General features: G+C 70.0%; 13 protein-coding genes. 9 read left to right on the top strand and 4 right to left on the bottom strand.

Features of this window, described 5'->3' with window-relative positions; genetic code table 11:
* The first annotated feature begins 23 nt into the window (after positions 1-23).
* Together metH and AXK60_RS26760 are read left to right on the top strand one after the other, a co-directional pair.
* Complete coding sequence (gene metH / locus AXK60_RS03565) at positions 24-3629, top strand: methionine synthase (protein ID WP_068569567.1); 3606 nt, start codon at positions 24-26, stop codon at positions 3627-3629.
* A gap of 11 nt (positions 3630-3640) precedes the next feature.
* Entirely contained in the window at positions 3641-3817 is a 177-nt protein-coding gene (locus AXK60_RS26760; RefSeq protein ID WP_156485512.1) for a hypothetical protein, read from the top strand.
* On the opposite strand, the gene AXK60_RS03570 is transcribed toward AXK60_RS26760, so the two are convergent.
* Both AXK60_RS03570 and AXK60_RS03575 read right to left on the bottom strand, forming a co-directional pair.
* Positions 3811-4350 carry a Uma2 family endonuclease gene (locus AXK60_RS03570; RefSeq protein WP_068743277.1) on the bottom strand — a complete coding sequence of 180 codons (540 nt, stop codon included), beginning with the start codon at positions 4348-4350 and terminating at the stop codon, positions 3811-3813. The genes AXK60_RS26760 and AXK60_RS03570 overlap by 7 nt on opposite strands.
* A gap of 33 nt (positions 4351-4383) precedes the next feature.
* On the bottom strand, positions 4384-6096 hold the full coding sequence (locus AXK60_RS03575; RefSeq protein WP_068569571.1) for a bifunctional metallophosphatase/5'-nucleotidase: 1713 nt from the start codon (positions 6094-6096) through the stop codon (positions 4384-4386).
* An 84-nt stretch (positions 6097-6180) separates the two neighbouring features.
* Here AXK60_RS03575 and AXK60_RS03580 point away from each other — a divergent pair, with 84 nt between their 5' ends.
* Both AXK60_RS03580 and AXK60_RS03585 read left to right on the top strand, forming a co-directional pair.
* The gene (locus AXK60_RS03580) at positions 6181-6831 is read left to right on the top strand and encodes an HAD family hydrolase (RefSeq protein WP_068569573.1); all 651 of its coding nucleotides are present in this window, start codon (positions 6181-6183) and stop codon (positions 6829-6831) included.
* Between the two features lie 43 nt (positions 6832-6874).
* On the top strand, positions 6875-7786 hold the full coding sequence (locus AXK60_RS03585) for a glycoside hydrolase family 27 protein (RefSeq protein ID WP_068569575.1): 912 nt from the start codon (positions 6875-6877) through the stop codon (positions 7784-7786).
* A 2-nt stretch (positions 7787-7788) separates the two neighbouring features.
* On the opposite strand, the gene AXK60_RS03590 is transcribed toward AXK60_RS03585, so the two are convergent.
* Complete coding sequence (locus AXK60_RS03590; protein ID WP_414929975.1) at positions 7789-9573, bottom strand: alpha/beta hydrolase; 1785 nt, start codon at positions 9571-9573, stop codon at positions 7789-7791.
* Between the two features lie 138 nt (positions 9574-9711).
* On the opposite strand from AXK60_RS03590, the gene AXK60_RS03595 reads away from it, so the two are divergent.
* Both AXK60_RS03595 and hisG read left to right on the top strand, forming a co-directional pair.
* Complete coding sequence (locus AXK60_RS03595) at positions 9712-9975, top strand: phosphoribosyl-ATP diphosphatase (protein WP_068569578.1); 264 nt, start codon at positions 9712-9714, stop codon at positions 9973-9975.
* Positions 9976-10012: 37 nt separating this feature from the next.
* Complete coding sequence (hisG, locus tag AXK60_RS03600) at positions 10013-10858, top strand: ATP phosphoribosyltransferase (protein WP_068569581.1); 846 nt, start codon at positions 10013-10015, stop codon at positions 10856-10858.
* A gap of 46 nt (positions 10859-10904) precedes the next feature.
* Here the strand turns inward: hisG and AXK60_RS03605 are convergent, their stop codons facing one another.
* Positions 10905-11735, bottom strand: a complete 831-nt coding sequence (locus AXK60_RS03605; RefSeq protein WP_068569582.1) for a thioesterase family protein — start codon at positions 11733-11735, stop codon at positions 10905-10907.
* A gap of 64 nt (positions 11736-11799) precedes the next feature.
* On the opposite strand from AXK60_RS03605, the gene AXK60_RS03610 reads away from it, so the two are divergent.
* The 3 genes from AXK60_RS03610 to AXK60_RS03620 all read left to right on the top strand — a co-directional run bounded on the left by AXK60_RS03610 (position 11800) and on the right by AXK60_RS03620 (position 17078).
* A complete protein-coding gene (locus AXK60_RS03610) occupies positions 11800-12627 on the top strand; it encodes a tRNA (adenine-N1)-methyltransferase (RefSeq protein ID WP_068569584.1) in 828 nt (275 codons plus the stop codon).
* A 100-nt stretch (positions 12628-12727) separates the two neighbouring features.
* The gene (gene arc, locus AXK60_RS03615; RefSeq protein ID WP_414929974.1) at positions 12728-14380 is read left to right on the top strand and encodes a proteasome ATPase; all 1653 of its coding nucleotides are present in this window, start codon (positions 12728-12730) and stop codon (positions 14378-14380) included.
* A gap of 70 nt (positions 14381-14450) precedes the next feature.
* A complete protein-coding gene (locus tag AXK60_RS03620; RefSeq protein WP_175399919.1) occupies positions 14451-17078 on the top strand; it encodes an ATP-binding cassette domain-containing protein in 2628 nt (875 codons plus the stop codon).
* Positions 17079-17101 lie beyond the last annotated feature (23 nt).

Genomic DNA, 17101 nt, shown 5'->3' on the forward strand with positions numbered 1-17101 from the left:
CCCGCACCCACTACCCTGGGACTATGACCCGTACGCATCAGCAGCCGCTGCAGTCGAAGTTCCTGGAGGCGGCGGAACGCCGTGTTCTCATAGGCGACGGTGCGATGGGCACGATGCTGCAGGCGGCCGAGCTGACCCTGGACGATTTCCTGGGGCTCGAGGGCTGCAACGAGATCCTCAACGACACTCGCCCGGACGTGCTCGAGGGCATCCACCGCGCGTACTTCGCCGCCGGCGCGGACGCGGTGGAGACGAACACCTTCGGCTGCAACCTGAGCAACCTCGGCGACTACGACATCGCCGACCGGATCCGGGAGCTGTCGTACAAGGGCGTCGCGATCGCCCGGAAGGTCGCGGACGAGTTCGCGGTCGACGGTGAGCCGCGGTTCGTGCTCGGTTCGATCGGCCCGGGCACCAAGCTGCCCACGCTGGGCCACACCTCGTTCGAGGTGATCCGGGACGCGTACGCGGAGGCCGCGCGGGGGATGCTCGACGGTGGCGCGGACGCCTTCCTCATCGAGACCTGCCAGGACATCCTGCAGTCCAAGGCCTCGGTGCTGGGCTGCCAGATCGCGATGACCGAGCTGGAGCGCCGTATTCCGATCATCGTGCACGTGACGGTGGAGACCACCGGCACCATGCTGCTCGGCTCCGAGATCGGGGCCGCGCTCACGGCGCTGGAGCCGCTGGGCATCGACATGATCGGCCTCAACTGCGCGACCGGCCCGGCCGAGATGAGCGAGCACCTGCGGTACCTGTCGCGGCATTCGAGCATCCCCGTGTCGGTCATGCCGAACGCCGGCCTGCCGGTGCTGGGCAAGAACGGCGCGGAGTACCCGCTGACACCGGAGGAGCTGGCGGAGGCGCTGTCGGGCTTCGTCGGCGAGTACGGCCTCGCGTTCGTGGGCGGCTGCTGCGGCACCACCCCCGAGCACATCCGGCAGGTCGCCGAGGCGGTGCGCACCACCGAGCAGGCCCGGCGGGCCCCGGAGTCGGAGAGTTCGATCAGCTCGCTGTACACGACGGTGCCGTTCGCGCAGGACAGCTCGATCCTGATGATCGCCGAGCGCACGAACTCCAACGGCTCCAAGGCCTTCCGTGATGCGATGCTCGCGGGCGATCACGACAAGTGCGTCGACATCGCCAAGGACCAGATCCGCGACGGCTCGCACATGCTGGACCTGAACGTGGACTACGTGGGCCGCGACGGTGCGCTGGACATGGCGGCGCTGGCCGCCCGCCTCGCGACGGCGTCCACGCTGCCGATCATGATCGACTCCACCGAGCCCGAGGTGATCAAGGCCGGCCTCGAGCACCTCGGCGGCCGGTGCGCCGTGAACTCGGTGAACTACGAGGACGGCGACGGTCCCGAGTCGCGGTTCACCAAGATCATGGAGCTGGTCAAGGCGCACGGTGCGGCCGTCGTGGCGCTGACCATCGACGAGGAGGGCCAGGCCCGCACCGCCGAGTGGAAGGTGCGGATCGCCGAGCGCCTCATCGCCGATCTCACCGACAACTGGGGCCTGGCGCTCGACGACATCATCATCGATCCGCTGGTGTTCCCCATCTCGACCGGCCAGGAGGAGGTCCGTCGGGACGCCCTCGAGACCATCGAGGCCGTGCGCATCCTGCACGCGAAGTACCCGACGCTGCACTTCACCGTCGGCCTGTCCAACGTGAGCTTCGGCCTGAATCCGGCGGCCCGGCAGGTCCTGAACTCGGTGTTCCTGCACGAGCTGACCGAGGCGGGGCTCGACTCGGCCATCCTGCACGCCTCGAAGATCCTGCCGATGAGCAAGATCGAGGACGTGCAGCGCGAGACCGCCCTCGACCTGGTCTACGACCGGCGGGGTCTCGACGGCGTGCAGTCCGAGGGTGACCCGGACTACCTGCCGCTGACCAAGCTGATGGCGCTGTACGAGGGCGTCTCCGCCGCGGGTGCGCGGGAATCCCGCGCGCAGGAACTGGCGAAGCTCCCACTGTTCGATCGTCTGGAGCGGCGCATCGTCGACGGTGAGCGCGAGGGCCTCGATGCGGACCTCGACGAAGCGCTGCTGACCAAGCCCGCGCTGTCGATCATCAACGACACCCTGCTGTCCGGCATGAAGACCGTGGGCGAGCTGTTCGGCTCCGGCCAGATGCAGCTGCCCTTCGTGCTGCAGTCCGCCGAGGTGATGAAGGCGGCCGTCGCGTACCTCGAGCCGCACATGGAGAAGGCCGATGACGACGCGGGCAAGGGCCGGATCGTGCTCGCCACCGTCAAGGGCGATGTGCACGACATCGGCAAGAACCTCGTCGACATCATCCTGAGCAACAACGGCTACGAGGTCGTCAACATCGGCATCAAGCAGCCGATCGCCGCCATCGTCGAGGCCGCGGAGGACAAGCACGCCGACGTCATCGGCATGTCCGGCCTGCTCGTGAAGTCCACCGTGGTGATGAAGGAGAACCTGCAGGAGCTCAACGCCCGCGGCCTGGGGGAGAAGTACCCCGTGCTGCTCGGTGGCGCGGCGCTCACGCGCGCCTACGTCGAGACGGACCTCGCGGAGGTCTACGACGGCGAGGTCAGCTACGCCCGCGACGCTTTCGAGGGGCTGCGGCTGATGGACGACATCATGTCGCTCAAGCGCGGCGAGGGCCCGGACCCGAACAGCCCCGAGGCGCTCGCCGCCGCGGAGAAGGTCCGCGAGCGCAAGGAGCGGCACGCCCGGAGCAAACGGATCGCGGAGAAGCGCAAAGCAGAAGCCGCGCCGGTCGTGGTGCCGGATCGCTCCGACGTGCCGCTCGACTTCGAGGTCGCGACCCCGCCGTTCTGGGGCACCCGCGTCGTCCGCGGCATCGCGGTGAGCGAGTTCGCGCCGCTGCTCGACGAGCGCGCCCTGTTCTTCGGGCAGTGGGGCCTGCGCGGCGCCCGCAAGGGTGAGGGCCCGTCGTACGAGGAACTGGTGGAGACCGAGGGCCGGCCCCGGCTGCGGTACTGGCTCGACAAGCTCAAGTCCGAGCACATCCTCGACCATGCCGCCGTGGTCTACGGCTACTTCCCGGCCGTGAGCCACGGCAACACCATCGACGTGCTCGAATCGCCGGATCCCGATGCGCCCGTGCGCTACTCGTTCGAGTTCCCGCGGCAGCAGCGCGGGCGGTTCCTCGCGATCTCGGACTTCATCCGCGACCGCGACACGGCCCGCGAGCGCGGCGAGGTCGACGTACTGCCCTTCCAACTGGTCACGATGGGGCAGCCGATCGCCGATGCGGCGAACGAGCTGTTCGCGGCGAACAGCTACCGGGACTACCTGGAGCTGCACGGCATCGGTGTGCAGCTCACGGAGGCGCTTGCGGAGCGGTGGCACCAGCGCGTGCGGCAGGAGCTGATCCTGCCCGGCGGCCGGAAGGTCTCCGACACCGATCCCAACGCGGTCACGGACTTCTTCGACCTCAAGTACCTCGGTGCGCGGTACAGCTTCGGCTACGGTGCCTGCCCGGAACTCGAGGACCGGCGCAAGATGGTCGAGCTGCTCCAGCCCGAACGGATCGGCGTCGAGCTCTCCGAGGAACTGCAGCTGCACCCCGAGCAGTCCACCGACGCCTTCGTCCTCACCCACCCCGAGGCGAAGTACTTCAACACGTAGGCCTGCCGGGTATGGACGACTACAGGCTGCACCTGCAGGCCGGGGAGCCCGGCGAGCCCGCCTGGTTCTGGCGGCTCGACGATGCCGCCGGCCTGCAGATCGCGGCGGCGACGGCGGGGTCGCTCGACGGTGCCCTCGACGCGGTGAAGGCCGTGGTCTCCGCGCTGGGCCTGGACCTGCGTCAGTAGGTGAGGGCGGTGAGGTCGACGTCCAGGGCTGCGGGTACGTCGACGGCGATCCGGCCGGTCACCGTCGAGCCCTTGAATCTCCCGTCGACCAGCGCGAGCACCTCAGCGCTCTGTTCGTCGACGTCGACGATCCAGTAATGCGGGATCCCCGCGCGTGCGTACTCGTCTCGCTTGGTCACGCGGTCAACGCGGTGTGAGCTGGGCGAAAGGATCTCGATCACCAGGACCACGTCGGCGGCGGTGAGCGTGCCCGTCGACCCCGAATGACGCACGAGAACGTCGGGTTGCCGCACGGTCGGTGGTGCCGTGGCATCGAGGATCACGTCGATCTCGGTGGCAACGCGATACTCAGCCGGCAATTGGGCCTTCAGGACGTTCCGCAGTTCATGAACTGCGTCCGAATGTTCTTCCCTCGGACTCGGCGACACTTCCAGTAGCCCCCGGCACAGTTCCGCACGCCGCAGCGATTCGTCCTCCCCCAAGGCGAACCAGTCCTCCAGCGTGAGCAACGCGGGATTCGGTGCAGCGGTCATGGTGCCGATGTTACTGCGAAGCCCTGACAGCGACTACTGCTTGCGGACCCGGCTGGTCGGGGTCGGCAGGTTCGGGGTGGCCTGCAGGTACTTCTCCAGCGCGTCGAGGTCGATCCCGCCCACGGTGAGGTCCGTCGACTGGGTGAAGACGCTGAACCCGTCGCCGCCGGCGGCGAGGAAGTTGTTCGTGGTCACGCGGTACTTCGCAACGGTGTTGATCGGCTGATCACCGATCTTGACGCTGTCCCGCACCACCTTCCGGTTCGGGGCGCCGTTCGGGTCGTAGCTGTAGGTGATGCCCGACGGTGCCAGCACAGTCGCCTTGGCGGGGTTGCGCCACTGCTGCTCCAGGAGATCGATGATCTGCTGGCCGCTCAGGGAGACGGTCACGACCTGGTTGCCGAAGGGCTGCACGGTGTACGCGGCGCCGTAGGTGACATCGCCCCCCTTGAGGTCGGCGCGGACGCCGCCGGGATTCATCAGGGCGATCTGCCCGGCCGCCTCGTTCGGCGGCCGCGTGGTGAACAGCATCGCGTCGGCGATGACATCGCCGAGCGGCGAGTCTCCGCCGGGGAACGGATCGCGTTTGAGATCGGTGGGGATCGTCCCGATCACCCGGTCCGCGCGCGGCTTGGCCTCCTTCTCGTAGAACTCGACGAGGCGCTGGGTGGCGGCGTCGGCGGGGATGTCACGCCCGACGACGCGGTTGACCGCGGTGGCCTTCGCCGCGGGACCGTTGAAGTCGAGGGTGATGTCGGTGATCAGCCGGCCGTAGGACGCCGCCTGCGTGACGGTGCGGCCGTCGATCGTGCAGTTGTAGGCCTGGTGCGAGTGCGCCGTGACGATCGATGTGACGGCCGGGTCGATCGCCTTCGCGAGCTCGGGGACGGGGGAGGAGACGTCCTTGCACGCGTTCGGGTCCGCCTCGCCGGTGCCCTTCTGTGCGCCGCCGTCGTGCATCGTCGCGATGATCGCCTGTGCGCCCGCAGCCTCGATCTCGGGCACGTACTTGTTGATGGCCTCGGCCTCGTCGCCGAAGGTGTAGCCGCGCACGCCCTCCGGCGCGACGATGGTCGCGGTCTCGGGCGTCACGGTGCCGATCACGCCGATCTTCTTGCCCGCGACCTCGAACATCTTCCACGGGACGGTCCCGGGCGGCAGCTGGCCCTGCGTGTTGGTGACGTTCGCAGCGAGGTACTGGTACGCCGCGCCGGTGAACGGATCGCCGGGCTCGCAGCCCTGCGGCGCGCAGCCGCCCTTCTGCAGGCGCTCGAGCTCGATGGTGCCGTGATCGAACTCGTGGTTGCCCACTGACGACGCCTGCAGACCGACGGAGTTGAGGAACTTGATGGTCGGTTCGTCGCGGAACAACGCCGAGACCAACGGGCTGGCGCTGACCAGGTCGCCCGCGGCCACGGTGAGGTTGTCGGGGTACTGCTTCTTGAGGCGTTGCAGCGCGGTCGCGAAGTAGACGGCGCCGCCGGCGTCCTTGCCGCCGATCTTCCCGGTCGATCCGCTCGGCGGCTGCAGGTTGCCGTGGAAGTCGTTGAACGCCAGCAGGTGCACCTGTCCGGGCTTGGCCGCCGGCAGGTCGTCGGTGCCGGGCACCGTGAAACTCGCCTTCGCGCCGGACGACGCGGCAGCGGAGGACGACGGTGCCGCCTCGTTCCCCGACGTGCCGCAACTCGCGACCAGTGCGGCCGACGCGGTCAGGGCCAGGGCGGTGAGCAGCGTGCGATTGCGCATGCATCGCACTCAAACACAGAGATCCGTCGTTCGGGTGACGAATGAATTAACACCTCGGATGACCAGGCGCATAGGGTGCACGCCATGACCACCTCCTCCCTGCCGTCCGCGGTCCTGTTCGACATGGACGGCACCCTGCTCGATTCCGAGAAGCTGTGGGACATCGCGGTCGCGGAGTTCACCCGCACGCTGGGGTACGAGGTCACCCCGGAGCAGCGCGAGAGCACACTCGGCAACGCGACCGGCGACGCCCTGCGCAAGCTGTTCGACATCGCCGACGTCCCGGAGGCCGACCGCGACTACGCCGGCGCCGAGCGGTGGGTGTCGAACCGGGTGGTCGAACTGTTCGACGGTGGCATCCCGTGGCAGCCGGGCGCGCGCGAGGCGCTCGACCTGCTCGGCGCAGCGGAGGTCCCCCTCGTCCTCGTCACGAACACGATCCGCGAGGTCACCGAGCACGCCCTGGGCACCCTGGGCCGCGACCGGTTCGTGGCCACCGTCTGCGGCGACGAGATCCCGGCCCCCAAGCCCGCACCCGACCCCTACCTGCGCGGCGCCGAGCTGGCGGGTTTCGCATCGTCGGACTGCGTGGCGGTCGAGGACTCGCCGACCGGCGCACGGTCCGCCCTCGCGGCGGGCTGCAGGGTCCTGACCGTGGGGCCCGAGCCCGTCGCCGACGGTGCCGTGCACTTGGGCACGTTGGCCGGTGCGTCCCGCGAGACCTTCCGGCTGTAGTCCTGCCAGCCCGCGCGCAGCTTCGGCGGGTATCACTGCGAGTGTGAAGCGAACCCTCGCAGTACTGCTCCTTCTGGTCGCGGGCTGCGGCGCGCGACCAGCCCCACCGCGGCCGGCCTTCCCGCCGACCCTCGGCTGGGACAGCTGGAACCTCTACGGCTGCGCGGTCACCGAGGCCGAGGTCGAACACCAGGCGGACGCGCTCATCAGCAGCGGGCTCGCGGCCGCCGGCTACCGCACCGTCATCGTCGACGACTGCTGGTTCGCCCCGGACCGCACCCGGGACGGCTCACTCACGGCGAACCCGACGACCTTTCCGCACGGCATCGCAGCGCTCGCCGACAGGCTGCACGCGGAGGGCCTCACGCTCGGGATCTACGAATCCCCCGGGGACCGGACCTGCGCGCAGCAGTCCGGTGCTTACCCCGGCTCGACCGGCAGCGCCGGCCACGAGGCGCAGGATGCGCGGACCTTCGCCGCCTGGGGCGTCGACTACCTCAAATACGACTGGTGCGGCCCGGGCGTACCTGCCGAGATGCAGCGCGCCGCCTTCCGCCGGATGCGCGACGCGCTCGTAGCGACGGGGCGCCCCGTCACGTACGCGATCAACCCGAACAGCGGCGTCGCCGGGTCCGTGCCCGGTGCCACCGGAACCTGGGCGGGTATCGCCGACGCGGTCCGCGTCACCAACGACGTCGTCCCGACGTGGCGGACCGGCGCGCCCGCCACCGAGGACCAGGGCATCGCGGACGTCCTCGACCGCGTGCCGCCGGCCCCGGGCACCGTCCGGGACCTCGACATGCTGGTCGCGGGCCTTCCCGGCGTCACCGATGAACAGGGCCGCACCCAGATCGCCCGGTGGGCCGCACTGGGGTCGCCGCTCGTCCTCACCGCGGACGTCAGCGGCCTGTCGCCGGACCTGCTCGCTGCGCTGAAGGACGCCGCCCGCCGCTGAAGCTACTTCTCGGCACCGTCGATCGCGGCGCTGGCCATGACGGCCATCCGGACCCGCTCGGTGTCGGCCGGCGTCCACCCCGCGGGCGGGAGGACCGCGGCGAACGCGTCCACCACGGCGGTGCCGTAGTTGTGGCCGTGTCCGTCGGGAACCCCCGCGGCGTTCGCGAGGTCGGCCGATACCTGCCAGAACGTGACGAACGGGTACCACGCCATCGCCGAGCTGCGGTCCTTGCCCGGTGCCTCCTTGAGCCAATCCGGCTGGCGCAGCATGAGTTCCGGGGACCACCAGACCACCGGGTCGGACGGGTGCTGCACGTACACGACGTGCGGGGCCAGCCATTCCGCGCCACCGCTCCCCGCGAGCGACCGCCTGCCGTCGGTGAACCGGACGATCAGCCCGTCGGTGTAGGTGGGGAGTACCTCCGGGGTGCCGAGGTCACGCCGGTCGGAGATCGCGGAGTGGATCGGGTTGGCGCGCGGCGGCCCGATCCAGACGACACCGTCGACCTTGTCCCGGATGTCGGCGAGCCCGTTGAACGCGCCCTCGCCGGCGCGGGTACCGAGGCTCTCGCCCATGACCAGGACCTTGGGCCGCGCGGCCACGGGGCGAGCGCGCACGTCCGTGAGCACGGCGTCGATCAGCGCCTTACCGGACTGCAGCGAGGCCTCGCCGTCGGTGAGGAACGAGATCCAGCTGGGCAGGTACGAGTACTGCATGGCGACGAGAGCGACGTCGCCGTCGTACATGAGCTCCAGCGCCCGCGCCGCGGTCGGGTTGACCCACCCGGATCCGGTGGTGGGGATGATCACGACGTGGCCCTTGTCGAGGGCACCGGTCCGCGCGAGCTCCTGGTGCAGCATCGCGATGCGACGCTCCGGCGTCGGGGCGTTCTCGAGTCCGACGTAGACGCGGACCGGCTCGCTCACGGGCCGCGTGGTGAAGCGTCTCAGCGTTTCCGCACGCAGACCCCCGGTCGCGAACTTGCGGCCCTCGTTGCCGAGGCCGGACCACTGCGCGAGCGAACCCGGAGAGCCGGATCGCTGCGGGATCGTCGGCTGCGGGAAGCCTGCGACCTCCTCGTTGTTGGTGGTGGACGCGACGCGGTTGGCGACGGCCGTGAAGGCGCGGAAGCCGACGTCGTCGACCAGCAGGAAGGCCAGGAAGGCGATCCAGACGAAGCCGAACACCCGGGCGGCGGGCAGCGGGATGCGGAGGAAGCGGTTGGCTCGGCGACCGACCAGCAGCGCGAGGTCGCGCAGCACCCGGAAGATCGAGATCAGCAGCGCTGCAACGACGAAGGCCACGATCGGGGTGAGCAGGTACCAGAGGTTCGATCCGGGCGGCATGCCCATCAGGGCCCGCACGTCGTCCTGCCAGCGTTTCGCGGCGATCATCATCCACAGCCCACCGGCCAGGACGCCGAGCACGATCAGCGCCCGCCACACCGGCACCCAGCGCGCCCGCTTCGGATCGTCGCGGATCGGGTGCGAGCGCACCAGCAGGTCCACGACGACCCACTTGAGGAACACGCCGATCGCATAGCCGATCACGGCGTTGATGCCCGACACGATGCCCTGGAAGAACCAGGAACGGGGGAGCAGCGACACCGTCAAGCTGCTCATCAGGAACAGTCCGCCGACGAAGAGCCCGGCGAAGTCGAGGTGCAGCAGGCTCCATGCCCACGCAAGGAGCGGGTGCCGTCGGGCGAGATCGTCGTAGTTCTCGCGGAGGAACCGGTCCGGGTCGCGCGCGGCGCGGACGAGGCGCAGACGAGCGCGGATCAACGCGCGGGCGTAGCGGTACTGCGCGGAGCCCTTCGCCGGGGCGTCGGGACCATCCGTTCGGGGTGCCGACGGTGCCCCCTCCGCGGTCGCGCTGCCCTCCACACGGACCACTCTAGTTCGCGTGGGACAATGAGTCGTGTGAAGACCATGGAGACGTTGTTCGCGGAGTTGGCCGAGAAGGCCGAGGCGCGGCCCGCTGGGAGCGGGACCGTCGAGGCGCTGGACCGCGGCATCCATTTCCTGGGTAAGAAGGTGCTGGAAGAGGCGGGCGAGGTGTGGATCGCCGCCGAGCATCAGAGCGACGCGGACCTCGCCGAGGAGGCCTCGCAGCTGATGTACTGGCTGCAGGTGCTGCTCATCAAGCGCGGCCTGACGCTCGACGACGTCTACTCGTACCTCTGATCCCCCACCCCTGATCCTCCCGAAGGAATCCACACACATGTTGCGGGTCGCCGTACCGAACAAGGGCGCGCTCTCCGAGGCCGCCGCCGCCATCCTGAGCGAGGCGGGCTACCGCCGCCGCTCGGACGCCAAGGACCTCACGGTCATCGACAACGCCAACGAGGTGGAGTTCTTCTTCCTCCGTCCCAAGGACATCGCGCTCTACGTCGGCTCGGGCGAGCTGGACATGGGCATCACGGGGCGCGACCTCGCGCTCGATTCGGGCGCTGAGTTCACCGAGCGCCTCGCGCTGGGCTTCGGCCGGTCCACCTTCCGTTACGCCGGCCCGGCGGGCCAGGACTGGTCCGTCGGCGATCTCGACGGCAAGCGGGTCGCCACCTCGTACCCGAACCTGGTGCGGCGCGACCTCGCCGCGCGCGGCATGACCGCCGAGGTCATCCGGCTCGACGGTGCCGTGGAGATCTCCATCCAGCTGGGCGTCGCCGACCTCATCGCCGATGTCGTGGAGTCGGGCCGGTCGCTGCGGCAGAACAACCTCATCGCCTTCGGCGATTCCCTGTGCGATTCGGAGGGTGTGCTCATCGAGCGCGTCGGCGCCGAGTCGAGCCGGGCCCGCGATCAGATCACCGCGCGGCTCAAGGGCGTCGTCTTCGGGCGGCAGTACGTGATGCTCGACTACGACTGCCCGCGCACGCTGCTCGACGGTGCCATCGCCGTCACGCCCGGCCTGGAGTCGCCGACGGTCGCCCCCATGGCCGACGACGCCTGGGTCGCGGTGCGCGCCATGGTCCTTCGCAAGGACGCCAACGGGGTCATGGACGACCTCGCCGACCTCGGCGCCAAGGCGATCCTGATGACCGACATCCGCAGCTGCCGCTTCTGACCGGCGAGTGACCGCGCCCCGGGAAGGTTCCCGGGGCGCCGTCGTCTCACCGCGCGGCGACGAGGAGCGTCTGCGCGCCGACGGCGAAGGCCCCGGCACCGTCGTACATCCGGGACACGGTGGTGCCGATGCCCTCGCCCCCGACGAGTTGATCGCCGAACAGACCGACCCAGCCGTCCACGGGCTGCGGCGAGCGGTGGAAGTGCACCGTCATGTCCATGTTCATCCAGGTCACCGCAGTCGGATCGAGGTAGGCCGAGATGCCGTTGGCGGCATCGACGACCGAGAAGACCTGAACCAGCGGCGAGGGCGCTTCACCGGCGACCAGCGGCATCTTCGGCCGGATCCAGCACTGCTTGGGGCCGTCCGGCGCGCCGGGATCGGTCACGAAACGCCATTCACAGGCGGAGAGGAAGCCCTGGTCCTGCAGGTGGGCGAAGAAGCCGGGCACGGGGCCGGGTACTGCGTCCAGCGGAGCGATGGCGGGGGAGAGGTCGCGGGCGATCGCCGTCGTGTCGGACGCCGCGAGCGCCCACGCCTGCGCCCGCGCGACGGTGCGGTACTCGCCGGAGCCATCCACGCAGTCCATCTCCGCGGCTATCAGTGAGATAGTCCGACCCGGCCGGGACACCCACGCCCGCACCCGCGTCCGGGTGATCGGCACCACGCCCAGCAGGTCGATCGTCACCCGGGAGACCCGCGCGCCGTCGCCGACCAGCTTCTCCATGGCGCGCACCATGATCGCCGCGGGCGGGGCACCGTGCTGCATGGTGTCCGCCCACACGCTCGCACTCGCCCGGGTCGGATCGAACACCTCGTACTCGAACCCGTCGGCGTCGAGGGTCCCGACGGGATGGAAGAACGCGTCATCGGCCATGAACAACACTTACCGACAGCCCTGATTCGCCGGAACGGCGGGGTCGCTGGGACAATCTGCACCCATGGCGAACAGTGGACCCTTCGTAGTGGGCGACCGAGTGCAACTGACGGACGCGAAGGGCCGGAAGTTCACCGTCCACCTGGAGGCGGGCAAGGAGTTCCACACCCACAAGGGTGGGATCCGGCACGACGAGCTCATCGGCGCGCCCGAGGGCAGCGTCGTCAAGGCCGTCAACGGCACCCCGTACCTCGCGCTGCGGCCGCTGCTCACCGACTACGTGCTGTCCATGCCGCGCGGCGCGCAGGTCATCTACCCGAAGGACGCGGCGCAGATCGTCGCCGAGGGCGACATCTTCCCGGGCGCGCGGGTACTCGAGGCGGGGGCCGGCTCCGGCGCACTCACGTGCTCGCTGCTGCGCGCCGTCGGCCACGAGGGCTCGGTGACCAGCTGGGAGGTCCGCGAGGACCACGCCGAGTACGCCGCCAAGAACGTCGAGGAGTTCTTCGGCGGGCGTCCCGACAACTGGAACCTGCACCTCGGCGACCTCGCCGAGTACGACGGCCCACAGGTCGATCGCGTCGTCCTCGACATGCTGGCGCCGTGGGACGTGCTCGACGCCGTCGGGAAGGCGCTGGTCCCCGGCGGCGTGCTCACGGTCTACGTCGCGACCACCACCCAGTTGTCCAAGGTCGTCGAGGCGATGCGGGAGCAGGGCATCTGGACCGAGCCCCGGTCGTGGGAGGCGCTCGTGCGCGAGTGGCACGTCGTCGGTCTCGCCGTGCGACCGTCGCACCGCATGCAGGGCCACACGGCCTTCCTGATCACGTGCCGGCGGCTGGCCGACGGCACCGTCGCGCCTCGTCCCCAGCGTCGATCGAACAAGGGGTAGCGTTGAAGGTCCCCACTGGAAGGGAGCTGTTGTGACCGAGCCGGATCCGACCCGCCCGTCGAGCACGACGCCGGGAACCTCGCAGGCCACCTCCGCGGCCGTGCTGCGCGAGCGCGTCGACGCGCTCACCACCCGCAACACGAAGCTGCTCGAGACGCTGCGGGACGCCCGCAATCAGCTGCTCACGCTCCGCGAGGAGGTCGAGCGGCTGGGGCAGCCCCCATCGGGCTACGGCGTGCTCCTGGGCACCTACGAGGACGACACGGTGGACGTCTTCACCTCCGGGCGCAAGATGCGGCTCACCTGCTCCCCGAACCTGGACGTCGTCAGCTTCCGCACGGGCCAGACGGTGCGCCTCAACGAGGCGCTCACCGTGGTCGAGGCGGGCGAGTACGAGACCGTGGGCGAGATCTCCACCCTCCGCGAGATCCTCGACGACGGTGCCCGTGCCCTCGTCGTCGGCCACGCGGACGAGGAGCGCGTCGTGCGCCTGGCCGCGCCGCTCGCGCTGCAGGCCTCCGAGGATCCGGGCCTCGACGAGTTCGGGCTGCCGCGCCGCAAGCTGCGCGTGGGCGACTCGTTGCTGGTCGACACCAAGGCGGGCTACGCCTTCGAGCGCATCCCCAAGGCCGAGGTCGAGGACCTGGTGCTGGAGGAGGTGCCGGACGTCGACTACTCCGACATCGGCGGCCTGGGTCGGCAGATCGAGCTGATCCGCGACGCGGTCGAGCTGCCCTTCCTGCACAAGGACCTGTTCAAGGACTACTCGCTGCGGCCGCCGAAGGGCGTGCTGCTCTACGGCCCGCCCGGCAACGGCAAGACGCTCATCGCCAAGGCCGTGGCCAACTCGCTGGCGAAGAAGATCGCCGAGGTCCGGGGCGACGACTCGCGCGAGGTGAAGTCGTACTTCCTCAACATCAAGGGCCCCGAGCTGCTCAACAAGTTCGTGGGTGAGACGGAGCGGCACATCCGCCTGATCTTCCAGCGCGCGCGGGAGAAGGCGTCCGAGGGCACGCCCGTCATCGTCTTCTTCGACGAGATGGACTCGATCTTCCGCACCCGCGGCTCGGGCGTGAGCTCGGACGTGGAGACCACCGTGGTCCCGCAGCTGCTCAGCGAGATCGACGGTGTCGAGGGCCTGGAGAACGTCATCGTCATCGGCGCGTCGAACCGCGAGGACATGATCGACCCCGCGATCCTGCGGCCCGGACGCCTCGACGTGAAGATCAAGATCGAGCGGCCCGACGCAGAGGGCGCGATCGACATCTTCTCCAAGTACCTGACCGCGGCGCTACCGATCCACGAGGAGGATCTCGCCGAGTTCGGCGGCGATCGCGAGGCGTGCGTCACGGCGATGATCGAGCGGGTCGTCGAGCGGATGTACGCCGAGACGGATGACAACCGGTTCCTGGAGGTGACCTACGCCAACGGCGACAAGGAGGTCATGTACTTCAAGGACTTCAACTCGGGCGCGATGATCCAGAACGTGGTGGACCGGGCGAAGAAGCACGCCATCAAGGCCTTCCTCGACACCGGCCAGCCCGGCCTGCGGATCACCCACCTGCTGGAGTCGATCGTCGACGAGTTCGCCGAGAACGAGGACCTGCCCAACACCACGAACCCGGACGACTGGGCGCGGATCTCGGGCAAGAAGGGCGAGCGGATCGTGTACATCCGCACGCTGGTGACGGGCAAGAACTCCAGCGCGTCCCGGGCGATCGACACGGAGAACAACACCGGGCAGTACCTGTAGGTCGCCGGGCGGCGGCGCACAAGCGCCGCATAAGCCCAGGGCAAGTCGCGTCTGCATAGAATGCTGCGTGATGAGTACGGAAACTTCAGTTCTCACCGTCACGGTGGACGGGCAGACGCTGACCTTCGCCCCGGGTAAGACGGTGACCTTCGGGCGCACGCTCGAGTCGGACGTGACGATCAACCACCCGTTGGTGTCTCGGACGCACGCCGTCGCGACCGCGGGTCCGACGGGGTGGATCCTCACCGACCGCAGCACCAACGGTGTGTTCGTCGGCGGCGTCCGACGGCCGACCATCGCGTTGAACGGCACGCAGCAGCTGATGTTCGGCGACCCCCGCACGGGCGCCCAGGTCGTGTTCTCGGCGGCGCCCCGCTCGAACACGCCGCCCCCGCCCCCGGCCCGGACTCCGCCGCCGCCCTCGTCGCAGCAGCCCGTGCAGCAGATTCCCGCCGCGCAGCGGGCACCGTCGAATCCCGTTCCGCGCACGCCGACGCCCCCGCCGGGTCCGAGCGCACCGCAGTCGGCGCGGATCCCCGTGCCCCCGGCCACCGGGCAGAACCCCGCGCCGCCGTCACGACCGATGCAGCTGCCGCGACAGCAGGCACCGTCGGCGCCGATCCCGGCCCAGCGGGCCGAGCCCACACTGTTGCAGGGCCCCGGCGGCGAGGTCGCGCCGCACCTGCGCGCGATGGCGGGGAACACCGGCCTGTACCAGGTCGCGAAGATGCCGCAGCGCCCCATGGGCTCCGCGTCCGGCCAGATGACCATCGGCCGCACCCCCGACAACGACATCGCCCTCGGCGACATGCTGGTCTCGCGCCGCCACGCACGGCTGCTGACGGGCCCGCAGGGCCTCGTCATCGAGGACCTCGGCTCGGCCAACGGCACCCAGGTCAACGGCCGGCGCATCGCGGGACCGACCGCGCTGCGCGAGGGCGACCTGGTCACCATCGGCAACTCGGACCTCATCGTCGAGCAGGGCCGCCTGGAACGCCCCAAGGCGCAGCAGTTCGCGGGCGCCGGCCTCGCGGTCCAGGGCATCACCCTGACCGTCGACGGCAACAAGACGCTCCTGCACGGGATCGACTTCCGCGCCGCCCCGGGCACGCTGACGGCCGTGATCGGCCCCTCGGGCGCCGGCAAGTCGACGGTGTCCCGGGTCGTCTCCGGCGCCGTCACCCCGACCGCCGGCCGGGTCGAGTTCGAGGGCCGGGACGTGCACCGCGACTTCGACGCGCTCCGCTCCCGTATCGGCATGGTGCCGCAGGACGACGTGCTGCACCGGCAGCTGACCCTGCAGCAGGCGCTGCGGTTCGCCGCCGAGCTGCGCCTGCCGCCGGACATGTCGAAGGCCGACCGCGACCAGGTGATCGACGGCGTGCTCGCGGAGCTGCAGCTGACCGAGCACAAGCAGACGCGGGTGGACAAGCTCTCCGGCGGCCAGCGCAAGCGCGCGTCCGTCGCGATGGAACTGCTCACCGGCCCGTCGCTGCTGATCCTGGACGAGCCGACCTCCGGCCTGGACCCGGCGCTCGACCGTCAGGTGATGCAGACCCTGCGCCGCCTGGCCGACGCGGGCCGCGTGGTCATCGTCGTGACCCACTCGCTCACCCACATCGACATGTGCGACCAGGTGCTCCTGCTGGCGCCCGGCGGCAAGACCGCGTACTGCGGCTCGCCGAAGGGCGTCAAGGCCGCGATGGGCACGAGCGACTGGGCGGAGATCTTCGACTTCGCCGCCAAGCAACCCGATGTCGCGTGGCAGCGGTACCGCTCGGCGAACCCCGCCCCGCCGCCGCCGGCCCCGACCGGAGCCCCGCCGACCCCCACGAAGGCGCCACGGACCTCGACGCGCAAGCAGCTGTCGGTGATCGCGCGGCGGCAGCTGCGGCTGATCCTCGCCGACCGGGCGTACCTGATCTTCCTGGTCCTCATGCCGATCGTCCTCGGCGCGGTCACGCTGTTGGTGCCCGCGGAGAAGGGGCTCGCGGGTGTCGTCGACAAGGAGGTCGCGGCGCCGAAGATGATCCTCGTACTGCTGGTGATCGGCGCGTGCTTCATGGGTGCCGCGCTGACGGCCCGCGATCTGGTCGGCGAGCGCGCCATCTTCCAGCGCGAACGCGCGGTCGGTCTCCGGCCCGGCGCGTACCTGTCGGCGAAGACGGTGGTCTTCTTCGCCGCCGCCACCCTGCAGGCGGCGATCATGGTCGGCATCATGCTGATCGGCACGGCCACACCGGACCAGGGTGCGATCCTCGCGAACGTCCCCATCGAGCTGATCGCCGACATCGCGGTCCTGGCGTGCGTGTCCACCCTGGTGGGCCTACTGATCTCGGCGATCGCCAGGTCCGCCGAGCAGGTGATGCCGCTCCTCGTGGTCGTCGTCATCTCCCAGCTCGTGATGAGCGGCGGCCTGTTCGGGCTGCACGACCGGCCGGGCCTCGAGCAGGTGTCCTGGCTGTTCCCGTCCCGATGGGGCTTCGCCGCGTCCGCCTCGACGATCGACCTGCAGAAGGTGACCTCGGTGACCGCGACCGACCCGGTGTCCGGGCGGCTCGTCACGACCCGATCGAGCGTCGATCCGCTGTGGGACTCCACGCCGATGCAGTGGGGAATCGCGATCGGCGTGCTCGCGCTCATGGCGGTCCTGCTGTGGGCGGTCACCCGGTTCCGGATCGCGCGGCAGGCGGCCTGACCCGGCCCGATCGGCACCGATAG

Source organism: Tsukamurella pseudospumae, assembly GCF_001575195.1.
Classification (GTDB): Bacteria; Actinomycetota; Actinomycetes; order Mycobacteriales; family Mycobacteriaceae; genus Tsukamurella; species Tsukamurella pseudospumae.

Coding starts and splice junctions, on each gene's coding strand:
- AXK60_RS03610 (WP_068569584.1), top strand. CDS start 11,800: ATGGCGAACAGTGGACCCTTCGTAGTGGGCGACCGAGTGCAACTGACG.
- AXK60_RS03580 (WP_068569573.1), top strand. CDS start 6,181: ATGACCACCTCCTCCCTGCCGTCCGCGGTCCTGTTCGACATGGACGGC.
- AXK60_RS03620 (WP_175399919.1), top strand. CDS start 14,451: ATGAGTACGGAAACTTCAGTTCTCACCGTCACGGTGGACGGGCAGACG.
- AXK60_RS26760 (WP_156485512.1), top strand. CDS start 3,641: ATGGACGACTACAGGCTGCACCTGCAGGCCGGGGAGCCCGGCGAGCCC.
- AXK60_RS03570 (WP_068743277.1), bottom strand. CDS start 4,350: ATGACCGCTGCACCGAATCCCGCGTTGCTCACGCTGGAGGACTGGTTC.
- metH (WP_068569567.1), top strand. CDS start 24: ATGACCCGTACGCATCAGCAGCCGCTGCAGTCGAAGTTCCTGGAGGCG.
- hisG (WP_068569581.1), top strand. CDS start 10,013: ATGTTGCGGGTCGCCGTACCGAACAAGGGCGCGCTCTCCGAGGCCGCC.
- AXK60_RS03575 (WP_068569571.1), bottom strand. CDS start 6,096: ATGCGCAATCGCACGCTGCTCACCGCCCTGGCCCTGACCGCGTCGGCC.
- AXK60_RS03605 (WP_068569582.1), bottom strand. CDS start 11,735: ATGGCCGATGACGCGTTCTTCCATCCCGTCGGGACCCTCGACGCCGAC.